Origin of the sequence: Arthrobacter sp. CAU 1506 (assembly GCF_005047635.1) — a bacterium.
Classification (GTDB): domain Bacteria; phylum Actinomycetota; class Actinomycetes; order Actinomycetales; family Micrococcaceae; genus Crystallibacter.
The window spans coordinates 127,166-150,300 of record NZ_SUKC01000011.1; the positions used below are offsets into that span (position 1 = coordinate 127,166).

Below are 23,135 nucleotides of genomic sequence, written 5' to 3' on the forward strand. Positions count from 1 at the left end.
GGCAGCAGCATCTTGACATCAGCGGCTTTCAGCCAGCCATCCTTCCGTCTCTGCGGTTAGACCCACCCGTCCCTGCGGTCGGGCGCATCCGTCATTTCGGTCGGACACACCCGTCTCGGCGGTCAGGTCCATCAGTGCGGGCACCATCCCGGAACAGCTTCGTGCAAGGCCGGCACCGGCTTTCAGACTTTCCGACCGATCGGTCGAGAAATGTTTCGCCACCCTCTTGACGTGGCTTCCGCCACACGCCATGATGGATCGTATACGATTTCGTACTTCACAGGAGGATGCTTTGTCCGAAGGCAACGTCACCCAGTCCGCCGCCACGCTGCAGACGGTGGATACCAAGATCCTGGAGGACGCCGGCAAGGTGCTGGCCGTACACCTCTCCTACAGTTCCCGGGCGGCACAGCGCGGACGGGTCCCCGCGAACCCTTCCTACTTCATGAAGGCTTCCTCGTCGCTGGCCCTCTCCGGCGGCACCGTGGAGCGTCCCGCCAACACCGAACTGCTCGCCTTCGAGGGTGAAATCGCCCTGATCATCGGCAAGCCCGCCCGACGCGTCACCGTCGAGGACGCCTGGGATTACGTGGGTCAGGTGACCGCCAGCAACGATCTGGGCGTCTACGACATCAAGTACGCGGACAAGGGCTCCAACATCCGTTCCAAGTCCGGCGACGGCTTCACCCCGATCGGCCCGGCCTTGCTGCCGGCCGCGTCGGTCAACCCGGACGCGCTGCGGATCCGCACCTGGGTCAACGGCGAGGTGGTCCAGGACGACACCACCGCCGGCCTGATCTTCTCCTTCGCGCGGATTGTGGCCGACCTGTCCCAGCTGATGACCCTGCACCCGGGCGATGTCATCCTCACCGGCACCCCGGCCGGCTCCTCCGTGATCGTGCCGGGCGACGTCGTCGAGGTTGAAGTATCCGACGAAGCCGCCGGCCTGAGCACCGGCCGCCTGTCCACCACGGTCACCCAGGGCGAAGCGGAATTCGCCTCCTTCGGCAACACCCCGAAGATCACCGACCAGGACCGGGTCGACGCCTTCGGCAGCGAAGAGGCCGCCGGGCTGGCTCCGGCGGTCACCGGCAAATCCGCGCTGACCGAAGACGTCAAGGCCAAGTTGCTCTCGGTTGCGACGGCCACCATCTCCGGCGCGCTGCGCAAGCGCGGGCTGAACAATGTCAGCGTTGACGGCCTGCTGGCCACCAAGCCCGGGCAGAAGGTCATCGGCACGGCGCGCACGCTGCGCTACGTGCCCAACCGCGAGGACCTGTTCAAGTCCCACGGCGGCGGCTACAACGCCCAGAAGCGCATCATCGACGCCATCGGCCCGGGCGAGATCCTGGTCATGGAGGCCCGCGGCGAAAAGGGCTCCGGCACTCTCGGCGACATCCTCGCCCTGCGCAGCCAGGTACGCGGCGCCGAAGCCATCATTACCGACGGCGGTGTCCGCGACCTGTCCGAGGTGGCGGCCCTGGAGATCCCCACCTTCTACAACGGCGCCCACCCGGCGGTCCTCGGCCGCAAGCACGTTCCCTGGGACACCGACGTCACGGTCGCCTGCGGCGGCACCACCATCCAGCCCGGCGACATCATTGTGGCCGACGACAACGGCATCCTGGTCATCCCGCCGGCCTTGGCCGCGGAAATCGCCGACGAGGTGGTGGAGCAGGAACGCCAGGACACCTTCGTCTTCGAGATGGTCAAGGAAGGCCACAAGATCGAGGGCCTGTTCCCGATGAACGCCGAATGGCGCGCCCGTTACGACGCCTGGGTCGCGGAGCAGCCGAAGTGACCACCCTGGCCCCCAGCAAATCGCAGCAGGCTTACGAGCTGCTGCACGAGCGGATCGCCAAGGGCGAGCTGGTGCCCGGGTACCGGCTGGTCCTCGGCACCATCGCCGCGGAACTGGGCTGCAGCACGGTTCCGGTGCGCGAGGCGATCCGCCGGCTGGAGGCCGAGGGTCTGGTGACCTTCGAGCGCAACATCGGGGCAACGGTCGCGGCCGTTGACGCCGAGTTGTACCTGCACACGATGGAGACGCTGGCCGTCATCGAGGGAGCGGCAACGGCGCTGGCCGCTCCGCTGCTCTCCGCGGTGGACCTGGCCGAAGCGCGTGCCATCAACGCCGAGCTGCGCCGCTGCCTGGACGACTTCGATCCGCCCCGCTTCACCCAGCTCAACGACAGGTTCCACGCCGTGCTGTACGAGCGCTGCCCCAACCCGCACATCCTGGACCTGGTCCACCGGGGCTGGAACCGGCTCAACGCCATGCGGGCGTCCAGCTTCAGCCACATTCCCGGCCGTGCCCGCTCCTCGGTCGAGGAACACGAGCATCTGCTGGATTTGATCGATGCCGGTGCCAGCACCAGCGAGGTGGAGAAGGCGGCCCGGGCCCACCGGACCAACACGCTCAACGCCTACCTGGCCGCGGACGGCATGCCGCCCTCACCCCTCTAGACCCAACCGACTACCCGACACCGCAACCCCCATTGGAAAGGACCATCATGGCCGAGCACTTTGTTCCGGACAACCTGCCCACCCATCTGCAGCACTACATCGGCGGCAAGCTCGTCGACTCGATCGACGGCGACACCTTCGACGTGCTGGACCCGGTCACCAACAAGCCCTACATCAAGGCAGCTTCCGGCAAGGTCGCCGACGTCGCCGCGGCCGTCGCCGCCGCCAAGGACGCCTTCGAGAACGGCCCCTGGCCGACCATGCTGCCGCGCCAGCGCTCCCGGGTGCTGCACAAGATCGCCGACATCGTCGAGTCCCGCGGCCAGGAACTGGCCGAAATGGAATGCTTCGACACCGGGCTGCCGATCAAGCAGGCCCTGGGGCAGGCCCAGCGCGCCGCGGAAAACTTCCGCTTCTTCGCCGACCTGATCGTGTCCCAGCACGACGACGCCTTCAAGGTCCCCGGCCGCCAGGCCAACTACGTCAATCGCAAGCCGATCGGCGTCGCCGGCCTGATTACGCCGTGGAACACGCCGTTCATGCTGGAGTCCTGGAAGCTGGGCCCGGCGCTGGCGACCGGCAACACGGTGGTCCTGAAGCCTGCCGAGTTCACCCCGCTCTCCGCGTCCCTGTGGCCCGGGATCTTCGAGGAAGCGGGCCTGCCCGAGGGCGTCTTCAACATCGTCCACGGCTTCGGTGAAGAAGGCTTCGCCGGCGACTCGCTGGTCAAGCACCCGGACGTCCCGCTGATCTCCTTCACCGGCGAGTCGCGCACCGGCCAGATCATCTTTGCCAACGCGGCCCCGTACCTGAAGGGCCTGTCCATGGAGCTGGGCGGCAAGTCCCCCGCCGTCGTCTTCGCCGACGCCGATCTCGAAGCCGCCATCGACGCGACCATCTTCGGCGTCTTCTCCCTCAACGGCGAGCGCTGCACCGCCGGCTCGCGCATCCTGGTGGAGCGGAGCATCTACGACGAATTCGTCGAGCGCTACTCGGCCCAGGCCAAGCGCGTCAAGGTGGGCTACCCCCACGACGAGGCCACCGAGGTGGGCGCCCTGGTCCACCCGGAGCACTTCGAGAAGGTCATGTCCTACGTGGAGATCGGCAAGCAGGAAGCCCGCCTGACCGCCGGCGGCGGCCGCCCGGAGGAGTTCCCGGAGGGCAACTTCATCCAGCCGACCGTCTTCGCCGACGTGGCTCCGGACGCCCGCATCTTCCAGGAGGAGATCTTCGGCCCGGTCGTGGCCATCACCCCGTTCGACACGGACGAGGAGGCGCTGGAGCTGGCCAACAACACCAAGTACGGACTGGCCGCCTACATCTGGACGAACGACCTCAAGCGGTCGCACAACTTCGCCCAGAACGTCGAGGCCGGCATGGTGTGGCTGAATTCCAACAACGTCCGCGACCTGCGCACTCCGTTCGGCGGTGTGAAGGCGTCCGGCCTGGGCCATGAGGGCGGCTACCGCTCCATCGATTTCTACACCGACCAGCAGGCCGTCCACATCAACCTCGGCGAGGTGCATAACCCGGTCTTCGGCAAGGCCGAGGATGCCGCCGCGGTCATGGACTCCTAACCCCATCCCCCACCGCTCGAAGGAGAGAGAAACATGAGCAACGAAATCCCCAAGCCCTCCGTCCCGGCCCCGGACATCCTGCGCTGCGCCTACATGGAGATCGTGGTGACCGATCTGGCCAAGTCCCGTGCGTTCTACGTGGACCTGTTGGGCCTGCACGTGACCCACGAAGACGACGAGGCGATCTACCTGCGCTCGTTCGAAGAGTTCATCCACCACAACCTGGTGCTGCGCAAGGGGCCGATCGCCGCCGTCGCCGCCTTCGCCTACCGGGTGCGCACCCCGGAGGACGTGGACCGCGCCGAGGCTTACTACAAGGAATTGGGCTGCCGCACGGAGCGCCGCAAGGAAGGCTTCGTCAAGGGCATTGGGGACTCGCTGCGGGTGGAGGATCCGCTGGGCTTCCCGTACGAGTTCTTCCACGAAGTGGACCACGTGGAGCGCCTGCACATGCGCTACGACCTCTACTCTGCCGGCGAACTGGTGCGTCTGGACCACTTCAACCAGGTCACCCCGGACGTCCCCCGCGGCCGCAAGTACCTGGAGGACCTGGGCTTCCGCGTCACCGAGGACATCAAGGACTCCGACGGCGTGACCTACGCCGCCTGGATGCACCGCAAGGGCACCGTGCACGACACCGCCCTGACCGGCGGCAACGGACCGCGCATGCACCACGTGGCGTTCTCCACCCATGAGAAGCACAACATCATCCAGATCTGCGACAAGATGGGCGCGCTGCGCATGTCCGACCGGATCGAGCGCGGCCCGGGCCGGCACGGTGTGTCCAACGCGTTCTACCTCTACATCCTGGACCCGGACGGCCACCGCGTGGAGATCTACACCCAGGACTACTACACCGGCGATCCGGACAACCCCGTGATCACCTGGGACGTGCACGACAACCAGCGCCGCGACTGGTGGGGCAACCCGGTGGTCCCGTCCTGGTACACCGAGGCCTCCCTGGTGCTGGACCTCGACGGCAACCCGCAGGAAGTCGTCGAGCGCACCGACAGCTCGGAGATGGCGGTGACCATCGGCGCCGACGGTTTCTCCTTCACCCGGGAAGATGACGAAGACGGCACCTTCCGCGGACAGGCCGCCAAGGGCTTCAAGATCGGCAACCAGGTCTAGTTCGCTCAGGCCTGCTTGAATAACGACGCCGGTGGGCGGCTTCCGTACGGAGGCCGCCCACCGGCGTCTGCCCACCCTTGCCGCTTCCGCCCGCCGATGCAACACTGGCTGCTACTGGGGGCCGTTCAGCGGCCGGCGGGCTGCCGTTGGCCAACACTCTATGGGGAAGAGGAACGCCGATGTCTGCTCTGCACAAGCTGATGGAACGGATCGAGCAAACCGAAGCGCTGGACAAGGTCGCCCGGCCGGTGGCCGCCCTGGTTGGCCGCCTGGTCAAACCGCGGTTGGTCAGGAACGTCCTCAGCGGCAGCTATCTGGGGCATCCGCTGCATCCACTGATGACCGACCTGCCCATCGGCGCGTGGACCATGTCGACGCTGCTGGACACCGTGGGCGGCCGCCGCGCCGAGCCCGCCGCCGACGTGCTGGTCACTGCCGGAATCCTGACCGCGGCGCCCACGGCCTGGGCCGGACTGAACGACTGGTCGGACACGCAGGGCGAAGACCGCCGGGTGGGAATCGTGCATGCCGCCGCCAATGCGTCGGCAACTATCTGCTTCACCGCCTCGCTAGTGGCCCGCTGCAGCGGCCATCGCGGAGTTGCCAAAGTGATCGCCCTGGGCGGATTCGGCCTGCTCATGTCCGGCGGTTACCTCGGCGGACACTTGAGCTACTCGCGCGGCGTCAACGTCAACCACACGGCGTGGCGGGAGGGCCCGGCCGAATGGACCGGTGTGCTGGCCGCGAGCGAACTGGCCGACAACACGCCGCAACTGGCGAAGGTCGGCGACCTCTCGCTGGTCCTGTACCGCAGCGGCGGAACGGTCCGGGCGTTGGACAGTGTCTGCAGCCACATGGGCGGTCCGCTGGATGAGGGGACGGTGGACGACGGGTGCATCACCTGCCCCTGGCACGGCAGCACCTTCCGCTTCGCGGACGGCAGCGTCGTGAGGGGTCCGGCCAGTTCCGAGCAGCCGGCCTACGAGACCCGAGTCCGCGAAGGGCAGATCGAAGTCCGCCGGCGCTGACCGGCGGGCCAGGTTGGCCGGTCGCTCCTGAGGCCCGGTGCCAGCAGCGCCCGGATCAGCTGTTGCCGGTGCCAGCCGCGCCGGATTCAGCGGCGCCCGGAGCTCGCCGCGGACAAACGCGAGCTGCGGCGGGCATCGGCCACGGCGATCAGCAGCGTGGCAACGACCGAGGCAGCGGTGACGCACAGGCCCGCGGTGATCGCTGCCGTCCAGCCGGCCCGGGCCTGGACCGCAAAGGCCACGGCGGTGATTACGGCGATGCCCACGGCAGTGCCGATCCGCTGCGATGTCTGCAGCACTCCCCCGGCGCTGCCCGAATACTCCAGCGGCACTTCAGCGAGGGTCAATGTCTGGTTGGGAGTGATGATCAGGCCCTGCGCCATACCGATGAACGACAGCGTCAGCAGCATCCACCAGATACTGAGCACCCCGGCCGCCTCCCATTGGATGACGGCGATGGTCAGGCCCAGCCCCAGCAACGCGCAGAGGATGCCGACCACGATCGATGTCCGCCCGTGCTCCAGGACCCGCTGGCCCGACCAGTGCGACGCATAGGCACCGAGCAGGGCGGCGGGCAGGCCGATCAGCCCGGCCTCGAGCGCGGTGCCGCCCAGCCCTTGCTGGATGTAGAGGGCCACCAGCACCCACACACTGGTTACGCCCATGAAGTAGAGGCCTGCGATCAAGGAGCCGTTCGAAAAGCTGTGCGTGCGGAAAATGCGCAGGTCCACCATCGGGCTTCGGCCCCGGCTCCGGTAGGCGTGTTCCCACCACGCCCACAACGCCAGCAGCGCAGCGCCGCCCGGCAGCAGCAGCCAGATCCAGGGCCCGGCCCCGCGTTCCACGAAAGGCAACAGCAGCGCCAGCACGGCCAGGCCCAGGAGCACCGCTCCGAGGGGATCCAGATCCCGGTCGGCATCTGCCGCCTTGGGACGGCCGGCCCCGGCGTGACGGGGTTTAAACCACGCTAACGCGAGCACAATGGCCAGGATCCCCACCGGGACATTGACCAGGAACGTCCAACGCCACCCCTCCTGCACGCCGACGAACTCGATGATCATCCCGCCTAGCAAGGGCCCGATGGCCACCGAAATGCCGATCACGCTGCCGAGTGCACCGTAGGCCCGGCCGCGTTCGGCACCGCGAAAGTACTGCTGGATCATGCCCACGGCCTGCGGATTCAGCAGTCCGGAACCGAGTCCTTGTAGAAAGCGCGTGATGTTCAAGCTGAGCGGGTCGGGGGCCAGTCCGGCGGCCACCGAGGCCAGGGTGAAGAGCGCGACGCCGGCGATGAACAACGGACCGCGGCCCAGGATGTCTCCCGCCCGGCCTGCGGCCACCAGCACCACGCCGAAGGTCAGGGCGTAGCCGGACAGGACCCACTGCAGGTCAGAATCGGAGGCGCCCAGCCCGATCTGGATGGACGGCAGCACCACATTGACAATGCTGACGCTCACCAGCGACATGAAAATGGCCACCAGCAGCACGGACAGGATCCGCCAGCGGCCGGGATCCGGCACGTACCCCTGCTCGGCGCCGTCCGGGCCGTCCGGGCTCTCCGTTATGCCGGCAGCGGGTCGGTTCTGAGCGGGGTGGGGAGCGGAGTCAGGGTCTGGGGTCACCCCTCATTCATACGCCGGGTGCGTGCCCCTGCCAAACGGTACGAATCCGTCCCGCTGCGTGTAGGCCTGAACTCCGGCGGGGTTGCCTGAACTCCGGTGTGAACACCGGCGGCCTGGGCTCTACGGTCGTTGGCGCAACCGGTTCAGGTAGAACGCAGCCGACACGGCCGCCAGCAGTTCCAGCAGGATGACGCCCAGCATCATTTCGGTGTGCGGAAGGACTGCTGTCAGGGACTCCGCACCGACGGCGGTCCCCACGGGGCCTGCGCCGAGCGCAGTGCTCCCGGCGGCGGCGACACCGTGCCCGGCGTGGCCGCCGCCGTACGAACCGGCCCCGGTCAGCAGCCAGGTGTGGAAGGCTGCCATGGCAAGGGCCGCCAACATCAGCATCCGGGCCGGTCCTGCCCCGCCGCGGCGCCAAGACTTGAGCGCACACGGCAGGCAGAACGCGGCCATGGCCAGCATCAGCAGGCTCTGCCACGGGGTGTCCAGGTGCTGCCAGGCCATCCACAGGTGGGCGGCGATGGAAGTGAAGGCGACCACGGCGCACAGCCGGGCCAGCCGCACAAGCCGGGCCCCGGCGTCGTGCTGGGCCGTGGATCCCCACTGTGCAACCGCGGTCATCTCCACACCCCCTGGTTAGCTGTGGCAGTGCCCGCCGGCGGCAGGCGTATTTGCCGGCACGTCCAGCACGGGGCTGCGGTCGAAGAAACCATCCGGGCGGAGCCTGAATCCGGCCGTGTCTACCGGCATGATAGGCCAGTCCTCCACCCGCGGATAGTGGGTCAGGCCGAAGGTATGCCAGAGCACAATGTCCTCGCCATCGATGTTGCGGTCCTGCGCCACGTAGGCCGGCAGTCCGGCGCCGCCGGCATGCTGGTTCACGAAGTCGCCGGTCGGGTAGCGCTCGTACTCGGCATACTGGGTAACCCACAGGTCCTTGGCAGCGAAGGCCGCGCGCTTGGCCACGGAGGACTCCGGGTCGGCCAGCAGCGTGGGCTGGCCCTGCGGCATCAGCTTGTAGGCCACCGGCTCGCCCAGCCGGTTGGTGGATTCCGGGTTGGAGATGTGCCAGGTCCGGCCGGCCGGCATGTTGGCCTCGCGGACGCCCTCGGACTCGGTCTTCAGCAGAGCACGACGGCGGGTGAAGGCGTTGCCGCGCTCGTTGCCTTCGCCGAGGGGAACCCGCACAGCTTCTTCTTCCTCCACCCGGTTGGTGAAGCCGTCCAGCGCCATATCCAGCCGCGCGCTGAACAGGTGCTGGTGGTACGGCGCGCCCAGGCCCGGAGCCATCTCGGAGGCGTACTCGTAGCCCTTGCCCGGGTAGGCGCTGGTGAACACGATGCCGGTGGCCTTGGCCTCGAACTCAATGGTGCCGTCGAGGTAGAGGTACCAGTAGAAGCCGTAGTCGTAGTTGCCGATGGTGGTGAAGAAGGAGACCACCATGCGCCGGTTGCGGCGGGTGTAGTTGATCCCGGTCCACAGGTCGGAGTGCTTGGCCAGGATGGAGTAATCCTCTTCGTGCATGCAGATGCCGTTGCGGATCTCCCGCGGGTTGCCGAAACCGTCGGCGATCACGGGCGAGAGGTAGGTGATCTCGCCCAGGCAGTCGCAGCCCAGTTCCAGCGAGTTGGCGTACTGGCCCACCAGATATTCGCCGGTGTCGAAGTAGTTCTGCCAGGAGCGCACCGGCGACGGGTCGCCGTACGGCACCACCATTTCGGCGATCGAAGCCCGTTTGATGATGGAGCGGGTGCGGTCGCCGTCCTTGAAGCCGATGTTGTGCAGCACCACGCCTTCGCGGACGTCGAAGCCGACGTCAAAGGACCACTTCTCCCACTCGATGTGGTTGCCGCCAGTGACCGTGAAGCTGGGTCCTTCGGGCTGGGTGATCTCGATGGGCTTCTGTGTGGTGCGGAGTTCGCCGGTCAGTTCCGGATCCGTGTAGTTGCCGTGCTCGGCCGGAACCGGCATGGCGCCGAAGTCCAGCACCTGGTCCACGGTCTTGTTCACGATGTCCACATAGGCCACCAGCCCGTCGATCGGGTGCGCCCAGGCACTGTCCTCCGGGAAGTTTTGGTAGAACGCCAGGCCGCGCAGGATCCGCCGGCCCTTCTCCTCCGGATACTCGAACACCCCGGCAGAGAGCGGTGCGACCCGCACCTTGTCGATTTCCAGACCGCGGTCGGCAATCGCCCTCAACCAGCGTTCATCGGTGGACAGGATGGCCTCGACGACCTCGAACTCCTCCTCGAGTACCGGCAGCTCGCCGGTCACCGAGGTATCCAGCTCAACCTGTGTCAGGACCTTGCGGGAGGTGACGGAAACGGTCACATCCTTGGGCGCGGCGCCCGTGACGTCCAGCAGGAAGGCCCGGAACCGCCGGTCTCCGCTCGCTTCACCAGCGCGGCGCGGCGGATCCAGCAGCCCAAGGTAGGCGAAGCGGGTGTTCTCCCCCGCCAGCCCTGCCTCAGCCAGAATGGTGCGGACGGCGGTGATTTCCTCGGCGGAGGCCAAAGCGTAGGAGGAAACGGTGGCGGCAGCGGTGGTCATGGCGGCCCTTTCTCAAACGGATTGGGAAACGCGGAGACGAATTTTTCGGCTGTGATCGACACCACGTTCTTTTTTCTATGTTCGTAGAGAATAACCCTCAGTAGGATTCATGGCAAGGGTTTTTTCTACGCACGTTTTTTCTACGCACGATTACAGGAGGCGGCCGGTGCCGAAGATCGTCGACCACGACCAACGCAGGGTCGATTTGGTCCAAGCGACGTGGCGGATCATCGCCCGGCACGGCATCGACGGTGCCACCATGCGCGAAATAGCCGCGGAAGCAGGCTTTGCCAACGGCGCGCTCAAGCCCTACTTCCCCACCAAGGACGACCTGCTGGCCTTTGCCTTCGGCTACGTCTTCGACCAGACAAACCGGCGGGTGGCCGACTCCATCCGTGGCCACAGCGGCCTGGACGCCTTGCGGCGGTATTGCCTGGAGGTATTGCCCGTCACCGATGTGACCATCAGCGAGGCCCGACTGGTCATTCCGTTCTGGCAAAAGGCGCTCACCGATCCGGACAAGGCCGCACTCCATTCCGACTCCATGGAACGCTGGCGCGTGGACTTCATGCGCTTCCTCGCCGAGGCCCGGGAGGCCGGCGAGGTCCGCTCTCCGGCCAGCGACGATGTGCTGGCCGGGCAGCTCCTGTCCTTCCTGCTGGGCGCGCAGATCACCGCCTCACTCACCCCTGACCACCACTCCCCTGAGCAGTTGATCGAGCACCTGGACAGTTGGCTTCGAATGGTCTCCGCGGATTCCTGATCAAAATTGTTTTTCGCCCGTTGTGGAAAATAGATGACAACGTGCCCCCGCAGGCGCTATGGTGTGGAGACTGTGTCCTGAGACACACCTGAAAACCGGTTCCAAGCGAAGGGGCCATTGTGACGATCACCTTTCCCGAACGCAGCACCCACACCTCATCCGGCACCGCCGGAACCGCTAGCGATTTCGCCAATGCCGCGCCTGCCACGCCGGCCGCGGCTCCCGCACCTTCCCAGCCGCGCACCCCGTCTGCGCCGTCCGCGCCTTCCGCGGTCCAGGTTGCCGAGGCCCGCTCGTTCGCCGAGTGGAACACGCTGATCTCCGAGTCCTTTGTGCCCCTGCAGGCCCGCACCAACTCCCCCGCCGGATTCCACGGCCGCCTGCGCTCCCGGGTCCTGGACGAATTGTCCGTGGTGGAAGTGACCGCGAACAGCCACAAGGTGCTGCGCACGCCCGCGCTCATCACGCGGTCCGACCGGCTCTACTACAAGCTCAACCTGCAACTGTCCGGCACCGGCATCCTCGTCCAGGACAACCGCGAAGCCACGCTGCGCCCGGGCGATCTGGCGGTCTATGACACCCACCGGCCCTACACCTTGGAGTTCGACGACGACTTCCGCACCCTGGTGCTGATGTTCCCGCACGACGCGTTGGACCTGCCGCCGGATTCCGTGACCGATCTGACCGCCGTCCGGTTCGCCGGGGACGCCGGCATCGGCCGGATGATCAGCCCGTTCATGGTCCAATTGGCGGACAACCTTGAACTGCTCTCGGGCCCCAGCGGCCACAGGCTGGCCCATAACGCCGTCGACCTGCTCGCAACCCTGTTTGACAGCGAACTGCGCAGCGAGAACGGGCCCCAGCGCGGCCATCATGGCGAATTGCTGGCACGGATCCGCCAGCACATCGATGCCAATCTGGGCGACCCGGAACTGTCTCCGGCAGCCATTGCCGCAGCCCACTTCATCTCCACCCGGCACTTGCACAGCATTTTCCACGACGCCGGCACCACCGTAGCCGGGTGGATCCGCGCCCGACGGCTCGAACGCTGCCGTCGCGACCTGCGCGACCCGCTGCAGGCAGACCGTGCGGTCGGTGCCATCGCCACGCGTTGGGGCTTCACCGATGCAGCCCATTTCAGCCGGGTGTTTCGCAGTGCCTTTGGCGTTCCGCCGAGCACTTACCGGCGCGGCTGAGCGGGTCAGCGGCCGGCGACGGCTTGCAGAAGCTGGCGGAACGCCCTGAGGTTGCGGGGCGCTGTGGCCGGTTCACGGGCAGCATCGATTCCCGCTTCGCGGATGGCGCCGATGAGGAGCCCCGCAACCGCCTCTATGTCGATGTCGGCACGCAGCTCCCCGCGCTCCTGGGCCTGCTGGAGTTCGCCGACAAACATGTCGAGGGTATGTTGCGAGGCGCTGCCCCGGCGCTTGCCGATCCCGAAGTGCTGGGGCCCCGAGACGTTGTAGAAGAAGCCCAGCTCGCGCCGAGCGGCAAGGCCGAGCATGGCACGCGGGTAGGCGCAGAGCTTCTCGATCCAATCGTCTTGCCCCGCAGCGTCGCGCTCCGCTGCGTCGATCAAATCCTGGCCAACCCTCTTGTAGGCTTCGGCCAACACGTCGGCACGGCCCCCCGGAAAATGCGCGTAAAGGGTGGCCCTTGACGTGCCGGCCCGCGCAGTGATCCGGTCGATGGTGGCAGCCTTCTCCCCCAACGCGTCGATGATGTCGATGGCTGAGCGCACCAAGTCGTGACGGGTTTGCAGCTGCTGCCGCTTGCGGAGCGGAAGGGGCAGCTCAGCAAGCTGGGTCCCCGACTCTCCCTCCCCTCGGCGCGCCGTGGACGGACCCGAACCATCGTCGGCGTTCATGCGTGGACGGCTTCTGCATGGGTTTCCGCGGCGAGTGCCACGTCGAGAGCGTCTATGACGCGGTCGAGTTCGTCCCGGCCAATCACCAGTGGCGGCCGGATCTTGAGGATGTTGTCGTTCGGCCCAATCCGACTGATCAGGATCCGTTTCCGCACGAGAGCTTCGACGATCCGTTTGGCCAAACCGGCATCCGGGCGGCCGGCGTCGTCAACAAGTTCCAAACCGAAGAACAGGCCTCGTCCCTTAGCAGAGGCCGCCCGGCGATGGCTGGCTACCAAGTCTTCGAGCCGGCGGGCAACGTGCCGTCCAAGTTCACCTGAGCGGGCAATCAGCCCGTGTTCGGTGATCTCGTTCAGCACGGCTTGGCCGGCAGCCGCCGCGGTGGCGGTGCCGGCAAAAGTATTGAAGTACATGTTGGCGCTGCTGAAGGACTCAAGGATTGCGGCGGTGGTGACCACGCCGCCCAGCGGATAGCCATTGCCCAACGGCTTGCCAAGCGTGACCAGGTCCGGCTCAATGCCGGTCGCCTGGTGCCCCCACCAGACATCACCCAAACGGCCCAACCCGGTCTGGACCTCGTCTGCAATAACCAAGCCGCCGGCCGCACGAATCCGCTCGACGACCCCCTCAAGGTACCCCGCCGGCACCCGGGGCAGACCCTCGGTGGAGAACGCCGGCTCGATCAGCAGGGCAGCCACACCATGGCCGGATTCGACCAGGGATGCGATGGCCTCGTCAATCGCTGCCAAAGCGCGCTCCAGGATGATTCGCGAATCTGCGTTCTCCCCCTCGCCATCAAGATCCGGTACGTGAATGGGGCGGACATGGTCGCCAAATGGCTCCGAAACGGCCAAACCGGTCGTCAGCGCGGCGAGTGCAATCGTGTTGCCGTGGTAGCTGTGATCGGTGACAATCACGCCGCTGCGGCCGGTCATGTGCCTCGCAATTCGGATGGCAAGCTCGTTGGACTCGGATCCGCTGTTCGTGAAGTAGACGCGGTCAAGCGGTGCGTCGAAGGTGCCTAAGAGCTGCTCGGCGTAGTCCACGATTGGTTCACTGAGGTACCGCGTGTGCACATTGAGCGTATTGAGCTGTCGGCATACGGCATCTGCCACCCGAGGATTTGCGTGGCCGACCTGAGGAACATTGTTGTACGCGTCGAGAAAGCGGTTTCCCTCCGAATCGACCAACCACACGCCGTCGCCGGACACGAAGTGCAGCGGCCGGTCGTAGAACAGGGGCGAGTAGGGTCCGATGGTCGCGGTCCGGCGGGCAAGCAGGCTGGCATCCGGTGGGGTGTGCTGCCCCGCCAACGACTGCCCTTCCGGCAACGGCCTTTCGACAGCCACGTACTCACGGCACAAATCCACGACGACGGGCAGAACCTCGGACTGCAAAAAGGCGCTGGTTTCGTCCCTCGGTCGATCGGCCGCCCATCCCAGGTAGGTGAGGCCCCGGGCCAGGATGAACGTGTCCAGGTCCTCCATGGCACGCTCCGGGATAGCCGCATGCCTCCGGTAGCCGGCCAGCAGCGCCTGGCGATACTCCTCGGCTTGCGGGTGGCGGTGGTACCAAAACAGGATGGTGGCCAGGTCGAACAGCCACCAGCCTTCTCCAAAATCGTCAAAGTCAATCAGGACGTGCTGGCCCCCGGCGGTCAGAACATTCTCGGGCGTGAAGTCAGCATGGATGACGCCGTAAAATGCGGGCGCGGTTCCCAACTGATCCAGTCGTTGGCCGATGCGCCGCACGGCCGCGTCGATCGCATCGCGTTCATCATCGGTCCGCCCCAGCCGGCGGGGATCACCCCAGAGGGCTGCCGCCCCGGCAAGTCCCTCGGCGTCCCAGGCCGGCCTGGCGTAGCCGGAGATCTTCCCTATTCGACGCGATGCCAGATGGAACGTGGCGCAGAGTTCGCCGAGTCGCGCGAAAACTTCGGTCTCCAAGGCGTCCTCGCCGAGCCATGCCTCTCCGGCATCACCCAAGGGCTCACCGCCTGCAATCCACCTCTGCACATCGACGTGGTGCGTCCGCCCGCTGCTATCGGGCACAGGCGCGAACAGCGCGCCCGCAACGGTCCGGACTACTGCAGGAACCGGGAAACCCTCTGCGCCCAAAGCGGTCATGAAAGCGCCTTCAGTGCTTACCTCGTCGTCAGTTCGATGACCCAGCCGATGAATTCGCAGCGCGAAGGCGGCTGACCCGTCGGACACGCGGAAGACGACGTTTTCGCGATGTTTGACGAAGTCGATCACGGCGTCTTCCGCTATCCCAAACATTGGTAGGGCGTTGCGGGCAATAGTGAGGGCTTCCTCACGGGACAGCTGTGACATGGGGCTCCTCGCTCCGAAGTCTGGAATGTGTAACCGCGACTATACTCCTAGTCCAGTCAAATGGAATAGGGTCCGTCGAAGGTCTACTAATCAGACTCTAGGTCTAGTGACTAGACTGCTATTCCATCTCGCGCGAACTGTGAGTAACTTGTCTCACAGCCAAACCGCGAATGCCGAGAGCAAGGCAATCGCCCGGGCCGAGGGAGTTGGAGCACACATGTCACTTTCAGCCACTGAGGGCAGCAACCTGCCGCAACGCGTCGTCGTGACGGGAGGTTCGTCCGGCATCGGCCTGGCCGTGGCGCGGCTATTCGCCCGGGAAGGTGCACAGGTTGGCATCATCGGCCGAAACCAGGACCGACTGGACGCGGCACTCTCCGAACTCGAACTCGTCGGGCCGTCGCGAGTCGTGTCCGCACGCGCCGATGTCGCCGAAGACTCTCAACTGGAAGACGCGGTGGGAGGAATCGCCGGCAAGCTGGGCGGCATCGACGCGCTCGTCTGCTGCGCCGGCATCGAAGGCGAAATGGGAGCGGCCTGCGAGGACGTTAGCGCGAAGAGCTTTCGGGAGGTCCTCGACGTCAACGTCGTCGGCACCTTCCTTGCGGTCAAGTTTGCTCTTCCCTACCTCAAGCGCGCAGAGGGCGGCAGCGTGACCATCGTCGGCTCTGACTCCGGCTTCGTTGCGGTGCCGGGCATGCTCGCGTACAACGCGTCCAAGGGCGCGCTCGTCCAAATGACACGGGCGCTGGCCGTAGAACTATTCGACGAGTATGCGATCCGGGTCAACAGCGTCTGTCCCTCGATTGTCGACACCCCGATGGCGCGCCGCGGACTGGGCGAAGCCATGAATGACCCGGCTTTTCCCATCCAGTCGGCCGACGACATCGCCTGGAGCGTCGGTTACTTGGCCTCCCGCCGGTCACGCGCCGTCAACGGAGTCAATCTGCTGTCCGACTTTGGCTACACCGGCCGTTCCTCCTTCCCCGCGTAACCGGCGTCAGCACCTTGCAGCCTGGAAGTCAGTGCCGTTCGGGCACGCATTGTCTATCTTCATGCACGGAATGACAAGCCAGAACCGCGGTATCCGGCGCAAACTGGCTTTATTAGTCCGGAAGCTGGATGTGCTGCACGGTCAGAGTAGTTGTTCGCCGCTGGCAATGCGATTCACTTCCAACATTCACCACAACTCATTCGAAGGGAGTTCAGTTGTCTGAGAAACACACCGAAGTGTTGGCACGCAACCAGCTTGGAGTAAGTGCGATTGTCTTTCTCGTTCTCGCTGCGGTTGCTCCAGTCACGGTTCTCATCGTCGTGCTCCCGCTCGCGATCGCGCACGGCAACGGCGGCGGTGTTCCCGTCGCGATCCTTATGGTCGCAGCGGCCCTGCTGCTCTTTGCGATCGGCTACGCGCAGATCACCAAGGAGTTGACCAACGCTGGTGGCTTCTACGCAATCGCGGTGAAAGGCCTGGGCAAGACTGCGGGCCTCATCACTGGCATCATCGCCACGATCGGTTACAATGCCTTCGTGGCCGGCGCCCTTGGAACCATCGGCTTCTTCGCCGGCATGGTCGTCATGCCCGAACTCTTCGGCGAGGCGTTCACGCTCGATTGGTTCTGGACCGGTGCGGTGCTCTTCGTCATCGTTTACCTGCTCGCCATCTCGGGTATCCATGTGAGCGCCGTCGTTTTGGGTGTCGCGCTCGTGCTCGAAATCATCATGGTCTTCGTCTTCGGTTTCTCCGTGCTGTTCCAGCAGGGCTTCAGCTTCGCGGTGTTCACGCCTGAAATCGTCATGGGCGGATCATTGTGGATCGGCCTGCTGCTCGCGGCCACCGCGTTTATCGGCTTCGAGGCAACGGCGCTCTTCGGTGAGGAAGCGAAGGATCCTCACCGGACCATTCCCCGAGCGACCTACGCGGCCATCATCATCATCGGTCTCATGCATGCATTTGCCGCGTGGGCGATCGTCAGTTCGATCGGTCCCGACATCGCGCAGGCGACGGCAATGGAGCATCTCGAGGCGGGCGACCTCACCCTGATGCTCATCGACAAGCATCTTGGGCCGGTTTTCGTCGTCATCGCCCTGGTGCTCGTCGTGGTCAGCCTCTTCGCCGCGCAGTTGGCATTCCACAACTCGGCCGGACGTTACCTCTACTCGCTGGGTCGCGCACGGGTGCTGCCGCATTGGCTGGCTCAGACCAACGCGAAGGGCGCGCCACAGCGCGCGCTGCTGACCAACCTGATTTTTGCATTGGTCATCGCGGCGATCTTCCGTTTCGCGTTCCCGGACCTGCCGTCGATCCTCACACTCGTTCCGGTGGGCCTTGGCTTTGCGACACTCTCGATCATCATCGTGCAGGCGATCGCCGCCCTGTCAGTCGTCGTCTACTTCCGCAAGAAGCGCGACCCGCGGCTCTGGACGACGCTGATCGCACCGGCCATTGGCTTTATCGCCCTGGCGGTCTTCAGCATCATGGCGATTGTGCAGTTCCCGCTGGTCGCCGGTTCCGAGGAGCCCTATGTGGTCGTGCTCCCGTGGATACTCGTGCTCGCTGTCATCGGCGGCATCGTCTACGGCGCTTACCTCAAGTCGAAGAAGCCTGAAGTGTACGCAGGTCTCAGCGACGATCTAGAGAAGTTCGACGATTTGCTCGTCGAAGATGCTGACACCCTGAATAAATAGCGCCGCCTCTCGATATCTCAACGGGTGGATGCTCCTGACGCCAGGTGATGCGCGTCAGGGGCATCCACCCGTTCCGGGAACGGTCTTTCTTTCCGTGAAGACAACCGACCCGAGAGCTATCGGCGCATCGTTTCGGCGGCGGCAGCTGAAGGCAACAGACTGGGACCTTGGGGCACCAGGGTTAAACGAAAGGGCCGGAGCAGCAGGCGTTGGGGGGAATCCTGCGGCTCCGGCTCTTCCACGCCCGGACCCAAGTCCGGCCGAGGCGGTGCGGGCCCCCGTTCCGAGCCCGACCGTTGATACGAGCTTATCCGGGCAGTTGAACCGGCGCGATGGGGAGAACTACCCATCGCGCCTCAACCGATTGTCGGTCGGAACCTCTATGATTCCGTACAACCATCTCTGGGTGCCCGGGCCTCAACCCGCGGCCGTTGTCCTTCGAGCGACCCCGTCCGGCGGCGGCACTGTCCCCTCGACGCCCGGCGCGGGTTTGACCCAGTCCGCACTCGCCCGGCGCGGGTTTGACCCAGTCCGCACTCGCCCGGCGCGGGTTTGACCCAGTCCGCACTCGCCCTCGCCCGTTGGCGCATGGGAGAGGATACTTGAGGCCGTGGGACTGTTGAGCGGAGCACCATCCCCTTTTACAGATCGCTCCGATGCGGCGTATCAATTGGCGGCCGAGTTGGCAGACTACCGCGGGCGCAAGGACGTCACCGTGCTTGGGCTGGCGCGCGGCGGCGTTCCCGTGGCTGCCGTTGTGGCGAAAGAACTGGGCGCCGGCCTGGATGCCCTCATCGTCCGCAAATTGGGGATCCCTGATCAACCGGAAGTAGCATTCGGCGCGCTGGCAGCGCATGGCGGGCACACCGCCGTCGTCATGGTGGACCACATTGTGGCCGAACTGCGCCGCCGCAATTACAGTGAGCAGCGCCTCCAAGCCGTCCAAGCCACCGAACGTGCCGAGCTGCAGCGCCGTCAGGAGGCGTATCTGCACGGAAGGACGACGGAGGTCGTCGGCCGCACCGCCATACTTTGCGACGACGGCCTGGCGACCGGCGCCACCATGAAGGCCGCGATTAAGGCTGTCCGGCAAAGCAAGCCACGAGAGATCGTCGTCGCCGTGCCGGTGGGTCCTCCGCAGACCTGCGCAGAACTGGAGAAGCTGGCCGACGCCGTCTATTGCCTGCGTCAGCCACGGGGCTTTCGCGCCGTCGGCGAGGCCTACCGGCATTTCAACCAGGTCAGCGACGACGAAGTCCTGACCGCGCTCCCGCAGTAGCGGCCGCCCACAGCCCAAAAAGGACCGCCGCCGGTATCTATTACCGACGGCGGTCCAGAGGAGAAGTCCCTGCTCCCTGGTGGGAGAGCTTTCCCTAGTGGGAGTCGCGTGCCTCAGGGTGCTGCTGCAGGTACTCCTGATGCGCTTCCTCCACCCGCAGGTTCTTGCCCTTGGTCTCCTTGACCACGGAGACGGCTACGAGCGAGATGACGCAGAGCACCATGATGTAGATGCCGATGGAGATGGTGGTTCCGGTCGCCCCCAGCAGCACTTCCGCGATCAACGGGGCGAAGGCGCCGCCAAGAATCGCGCCGATGGCGTAGCCGATCGATACGCCGGAGTAGCGGACGTGGGCCGGGAACATCTCGGCGTAAAGAGCCGACTGGGGACCATAGGACAGGCCCAGGCCGATGGTCAGGACGAACATCGCGATGCCCATCAGCACAATGCTGGCGGTGTCGATCAGCATGAACATCGGGATCTGCCACAGCAGGACCCACACGTAGCCAATCTGGAAGGTGCGGACACGGCCGATCTTGTCGGAGAGAATTCCGCCGTACATGGTGAAGATCAACCAGCCGAAGGCGGCCAGCGTGGTTGCCAGCAGCACGGACGGACGGTCCATGCCAAGCCCGCCGGCTTCCACCGGCTTGGTGGCGTAGGACGCGAAGAACGCGATCAGCAGGTAGCCGGCTGCGTTGTTGGCGATGAAGATCAGCGCGGTCTGGATGACCTCTTTCCAGTTGTGCTTGAACAACTGGCCCAGCGGAGCTGCCGATTCCTTCTTGCGTTCCTGCATCTCCTTGAACACCGGGGACTCGTCCACCGAACGGCGGATGAAGTAGCCCACCAGGATCAGCACGATCGAGAACAGGAACGGTACACGCCAGCCCCAGCTCATAAACGCTTCTTCTGTCAGCAAGGTGCTGAGCAGCCACATCACGCCGGTGGCCAGGATCATGCCGCACGGAACACCGATCTGCGGGTATGCACCGAAGAAGCCTCGCTTGTTCACCGGGGCATGCTCAACGGACATCAGGGCAGCGCCGCCCCATTCACCGCCAGCCGAGAAACCTTGCAGGATCCGCAGGAACACCAGCAGGATCGGAGCCCAAATGCCGATCTGGGCGTAGGTCGGCAGCACACCGATCAGCGCGGTGGCCGCACCCATGAGCACCAGTGTGAAGACCAGCATCATCTTCCGGCCCAGGCGGTCGCCGAGGTGGCCCGCGACGATGGCGCCGAGCGGGCGGAACAGGAAGCTGATGCCCAGCGAGGCCCAAGAGACGATCTGCGCCAGCCCGGCGCTCTCCTGCGACAGCGGGGCAAAGTACAGCGAGGCCAGCACCAATCCGGCTGCCTGGGCGTAAATGAAGAAGTCGTACCACTCAATGGTGGTGCCAACTAAGGTGCCGGCGAGCACCTTGCGCTCTTCGCGGCGGGCTGCCGGGCTGATGTTGCCTGCCAGCTCTTCTGACGTGGACATATTCTCTCCGTTGCGTTCACAGAACGGTATTTACCGAACGGTCGGTAATGTGACCCGAGCCATATTACCGGAGAGTGGCGCGGCCCACATAGCGCCCCCATATCAATTGGGTAACGGCAGGGTCGACTGTTCCCGTGAGGCCTCAGCCCACCAAGGGGTCGTGGGCCCAGAGCAGCCTTTATTCGTTCTATAGTTGGACACTTCGTCCTGATATAGAACAATAGTGGTGTGAGGCGTGGCACATCGCTGGTGTCACCGCTCCACGTCCGCTTTCAAGCAGTCAATCTTCCTAGGATGGTCCGATGAGCCAGACTCCCACCAAGCCGGCCCCGGCGCACTCCCAGACTCTGTCACGCGGCATTCGAGCGCTGGAAATCCTGGCCGAAGCGCAGGCGCCGATGACCATCGCCGAACTGTCCGAGGCCTTGGGCGTGCACCGTTCGATCGCCTACCGGATCTTGCGGACCCTCGAGGACCATTCGCTGTTGACGCGGGACTCGGCCGGGCGAGTGCAGGCAGGCCCGGGGTTGGCCGCGCTGGCTCGCGGCGTGTCACGGGACCTGCAGTCGGCTGCGCTGCCGGAGCTGACCTTGCTGGCAAACGACCTGATGATGACCGCTTTCATCGCGGTCTGGGATCAACACGATTGCGTCACGCTGTTCACGGTGGAGCCGCGGCACACAACGGCTCTGGTCCAGCATCCGGGCACGCGTCATTCCTTCGACGCCGGCGCACCGGGAATCGCCATCCAGTCGGCGCTGACCCGGGAACAGTGGGAACAACACGCTCCGGGACGACGCATCCGGCCGGAAGCCCAGCTGGCCAAGGAAATCGGCTACGCCGTCAGCCATGACGAGGTCATCCCCGGCGTCTCCGCGGTTGCGGTGCCGGTTTCCGTTCCCGGCCAGCTGCCGGCGGCCATAGCGGTGGTCTACATCCGAACCGAGACCCCCGACCAGGAGATCGCGGCAGCATTGAAGCGGTCAGCTGCCACCATCGAGGCTGAACTGCGGTGAGCGGGCTCAGCGCTGCCGTCGCCTGACGACGGCGGCAGCCACCAGGCCGAGCACCAAAAGCATGCACGCGGCGCCAATCGAGACCAAAAAGGCACCTGTGTGCCCGGAGGTTTCGGCCAGCGCACCGGCGCACGCCGAACCCAGCGCAGAGCCCAGGACAACGCCGCTGGCCAGCAGCGTCATGACCGTGCCGAGCCGCTCGTCCGGGGCGACCATGCTTCCAATGCCGTAGATCGTGACCATGGTCGGCCCGACGGGAACGCCGACCAGCAGCAGCACGAAGATCATCGGCAGCACGTCGGCCGGCAGCAGCAGCAAGAGGCAAAAAGCCGTCATCAACGCAGCACAGACAACCCAACGCCAGGCATGCGTCCAGCGCGCGGGCCAGTACGCGACGGAGAGGGCACCGAACGCCGATGTCAGGCCCAGCAGGGCATACAGCAGGCCGGCGGCATCGGCCGCCCCAAAGGTGCCGCCGAAAGCGCTCAGCGCATTCTGGGTCGCCCCAAAGAATGTGCCCATGGCCACCATGCCCAGCACCGGAATGGAGACCAGCGGCCAATTGATCCGCACCGGGGTCGCGGCTGCAGCCGCTTCCGGGTGCGCCTTGACCAGCTCCGGGGTCACCGGGACCACCGTGCGGTACGTGGGGTGGACGGCGAACGCGGTCACCATAGTGACGGTCAGCGCGGCCGCCAGCACGAAGGGAAGCCAAGGCGCGATCAGCGCGGCCAACAGCCCGACCAGCGCCGGCCCCAACACAAACGTCAGTTCATCCGCCGTGCTCTCGTAGGACAGCGCCGTGTCCAGCGCCGGCTTATCGCTGCGCGTCATCGCCATCCAGCGCACCCTCGCCAGCGACCCGACCTGCGGGCAGGTGGCCCCAACGAGGAATGCCGCCGCCAACACGGCGGCAGCCCCGGCCCCGCTGGTGCCGATGTAGACGCAGGTCAGCAGCAAGACGATGGCGCAGGTGTGGGCCGCGGCGGCGATCAGCAGCACCGGGCGTTGTCCCGCTCGATCCGCGAGATAGCCGAACAGCGGTGCCCCGGCGGCTGAACCGATGCCTACAGCACCGGCGGCGAAGCCACCCGAGGCGTAGGACCCACTGGTCACGGTGACCAGAGTCAAAGCTCCGACCGTCAACATCGCCAAGGGCAGTCGGGCGAGGAATCCGATGGCCAGGAAGGAAGTGCCGGCCAGCCGGGCCAACCGGCCGTAGCGGCCGAAGGGATTGCGGCGTTTGCGCCTGGTGGCCGGAGCAGCGGTCGCGGAGTGTTGCCGCGCGGGCGCGTCGGAATCGGGAGATGTCATAGGTTTTTCCGT

General features: G+C 65.6%; 18 protein-coding genes. 11 read left to right on the forward strand and 7 right to left on the reverse strand.

Going from position 1 to position 23,135, the window contains the following annotated elements; translation table 11 throughout:
• Positions 1-292 precede the first annotated feature (292 nt).
• The 5 genes from E4J89_RS13590 to E4J89_RS13610 all read left to right on the forward strand — a co-directional run bounded on the left by E4J89_RS13590 (position 293) and on the right by E4J89_RS13610 (position 6,202).
• Positions 293-1,801, forward strand: coding sequence for a fumarylacetoacetate hydrolase family protein (locus E4J89_RS13590; protein ID WP_276606345.1), 1,509 nt, complete (start codon positions 293-295; stop codon positions 1,799-1,801).
• The gene (locus tag E4J89_RS13595; protein WP_136786681.1) at positions 1,756-2,466 is read left to right on the forward strand and encodes a GntR family transcriptional regulator; all 711 of its coding nucleotides are present in this window, start codon (positions 1,756-1,758) and stop codon (positions 2,464-2,466) included. The genes E4J89_RS13590 and E4J89_RS13595 overlap by 46 nt, the downstream gene beginning before the upstream one ends.
• Before the next feature lie 47 nt (positions 2,467-2,513).
• Positions 2,514-4,043, forward strand: coding sequence for a 5-carboxymethyl-2-hydroxymuconate semialdehyde dehydrogenase (gene hpaE / locus E4J89_RS13600; protein ID WP_136786682.1), 1,530 nt, complete (start codon positions 2,514-2,516; stop codon positions 4,041-4,043).
• A gap of 33 nt (positions 4,044-4,076) precedes the next feature.
• Positions 4,077-5,174, forward strand: a complete 1,098-nt coding sequence (gene hpaD / locus E4J89_RS13605; protein ID WP_136786683.1) for a 3,4-dihydroxyphenylacetate 2,3-dioxygenase — start codon at positions 4,077-4,079, stop codon at positions 5,172-5,174.
• A 179-nt stretch (positions 5,175-5,353) separates the two neighbouring features.
• Positions 5,354-6,202: a Rieske (2Fe-2S) protein gene (locus E4J89_RS13610; RefSeq protein ID WP_136786684.1), complete on the forward strand. Its 849-nt coding sequence runs from the start codon at positions 5,354-5,356 to the stop codon at positions 6,200-6,202.
• 86 nt (positions 6,203-6,288) lie between these two features.
• Here the strand turns inward: E4J89_RS13610 and E4J89_RS13615 are convergent, their stop codons facing one another.
• From E4J89_RS13615 to E4J89_RS13625, 3 genes are all read right to left on the reverse strand, one after another.
• Positions 6,289-7,824, reverse strand: coding sequence for an MFS transporter (locus E4J89_RS13615; RefSeq protein WP_346763387.1), 1,536 nt, complete (start codon positions 7,822-7,824; stop codon positions 6,289-6,291).
• A gap of 120 nt (positions 7,825-7,944) precedes the next feature.
• Positions 7,945-8,448 (reverse strand): hypothetical protein, encoded by a 504-nt coding sequence (locus E4J89_RS13620; protein WP_136786685.1) that lies wholly within the window; start codon positions 8,446-8,448, stop codon positions 7,945-7,947.
• Positions 8,449-8,463: 15 nt separating this feature from the next.
• Positions 8,464-10,377 carry a primary-amine oxidase gene (locus E4J89_RS13625; protein ID WP_136786686.1) on the reverse strand — a complete coding sequence of 638 codons (1,914 nt, stop codon included), beginning with the start codon at positions 10,375-10,377 and terminating at the stop codon, positions 8,464-8,466.
• Positions 10,378-10,543: 166 nt separating this feature from the next.
• Here E4J89_RS13625 and E4J89_RS13630 point away from each other — a divergent pair, with 166 nt between their 5' ends.
• Both E4J89_RS13630 and E4J89_RS13635 read left to right on the forward strand, forming a co-directional pair.
• Complete coding sequence (locus E4J89_RS13630) at positions 10,544-11,140, forward strand: TetR/AcrR family transcriptional regulator (RefSeq protein WP_136786687.1); 597 nt, start codon at positions 10,544-10,546, stop codon at positions 11,138-11,140.
• Positions 11,141-11,454: 314 nt separating this feature from the next.
• On the forward strand, positions 11,455-12,336 hold the full coding sequence (locus E4J89_RS13635; RefSeq protein WP_240691896.1) for a helix-turn-helix domain-containing protein: 882 nt from the start codon (positions 11,455-11,457) through the stop codon (positions 12,334-12,336).
• Between the two features lie 5 nt (positions 12,337-12,341).
• Here E4J89_RS13635 and E4J89_RS13640 read toward each other — a convergent pair whose 3' ends face one another.
• Together E4J89_RS13640 and E4J89_RS13645 are read right to left on the reverse strand one after the other, a co-directional pair.
• A complete protein-coding gene (locus tag E4J89_RS13640) occupies positions 12,342-13,007 on the reverse strand; it encodes a TetR/AcrR family transcriptional regulator (RefSeq protein WP_136786688.1) in 666 nt (221 codons plus the stop codon).
• Positions 13,004-15,340 (reverse strand): aminotransferase class III-fold pyridoxal phosphate-dependent enzyme, encoded by a 2,337-nt coding sequence (locus E4J89_RS13645; RefSeq protein WP_136786689.1) that lies wholly within the window; start codon positions 15,338-15,340, stop codon positions 13,004-13,006. The genes E4J89_RS13640 and E4J89_RS13645 overlap by 4 nt, the downstream gene beginning before the upstream one ends.
• Positions 15,341-15,557: 217 nt before the next feature.
• On the opposite strand from E4J89_RS13645, the gene E4J89_RS13650 reads away from it, so the two are divergent.
• The 3 genes from E4J89_RS13650 (at position 15,558) to E4J89_RS13660 (ending at position 19,307) form a co-directional block, all read left to right on the forward strand.
• Positions 15,558-16,334 carry an SDR family oxidoreductase gene (locus tag E4J89_RS13650; RefSeq protein WP_136786690.1) on the forward strand — a complete coding sequence of 259 codons (777 nt, stop codon included), beginning with the start codon at positions 15,558-15,560 and terminating at the stop codon, positions 16,332-16,334.
• Positions 16,335-16,549: 215 nt separating this feature from the next.
• Positions 16,550-18,028, forward strand: a complete 1,479-nt coding sequence (locus E4J89_RS13655) for an APC family permease (protein ID WP_240691890.1) — start codon at positions 16,550-16,552, stop codon at positions 18,026-18,028.
• A gap of 610 nt (positions 18,029-18,638) precedes the next feature.
• On the forward strand, positions 18,639-19,307 hold the full coding sequence (locus tag E4J89_RS13660; protein WP_276606346.1) for a phosphoribosyltransferase family protein: 669 nt from the start codon (positions 18,639-18,641) through the stop codon (positions 19,305-19,307).
• 94 nt (positions 19,308-19,401) lie between these two features.
• Here E4J89_RS13660 and E4J89_RS13665 read toward each other — a convergent pair whose 3' ends face one another.
• Positions 19,402-20,793, reverse strand: coding sequence for an MFS transporter (locus E4J89_RS13665; RefSeq protein WP_136786693.1), 1,392 nt, complete (start codon positions 20,791-20,793; stop codon positions 19,402-19,404).
• A gap of 302 nt (positions 20,794-21,095) precedes the next feature.
• Here E4J89_RS13665 and E4J89_RS13670 point away from each other — a divergent pair, with 302 nt between their 5' ends.
• A complete protein-coding gene (locus E4J89_RS13670) occupies positions 21,096-21,809 on the forward strand; it encodes a helix-turn-helix domain-containing protein (RefSeq protein ID WP_136786694.1) in 714 nt (237 codons plus the stop codon).
• Positions 21,810-21,815: 6 nt separating this feature from the next.
• On the opposite strand, the gene E4J89_RS13675 is transcribed toward E4J89_RS13670, so the two are convergent.
• Entirely contained in the window at positions 21,816-23,123 is a 1,308-nt protein-coding gene (locus tag E4J89_RS13675) for an MFS transporter (RefSeq protein WP_136786695.1), read from the reverse strand.
• Positions 23,124-23,135: the final 12 nt, after the last annotated feature.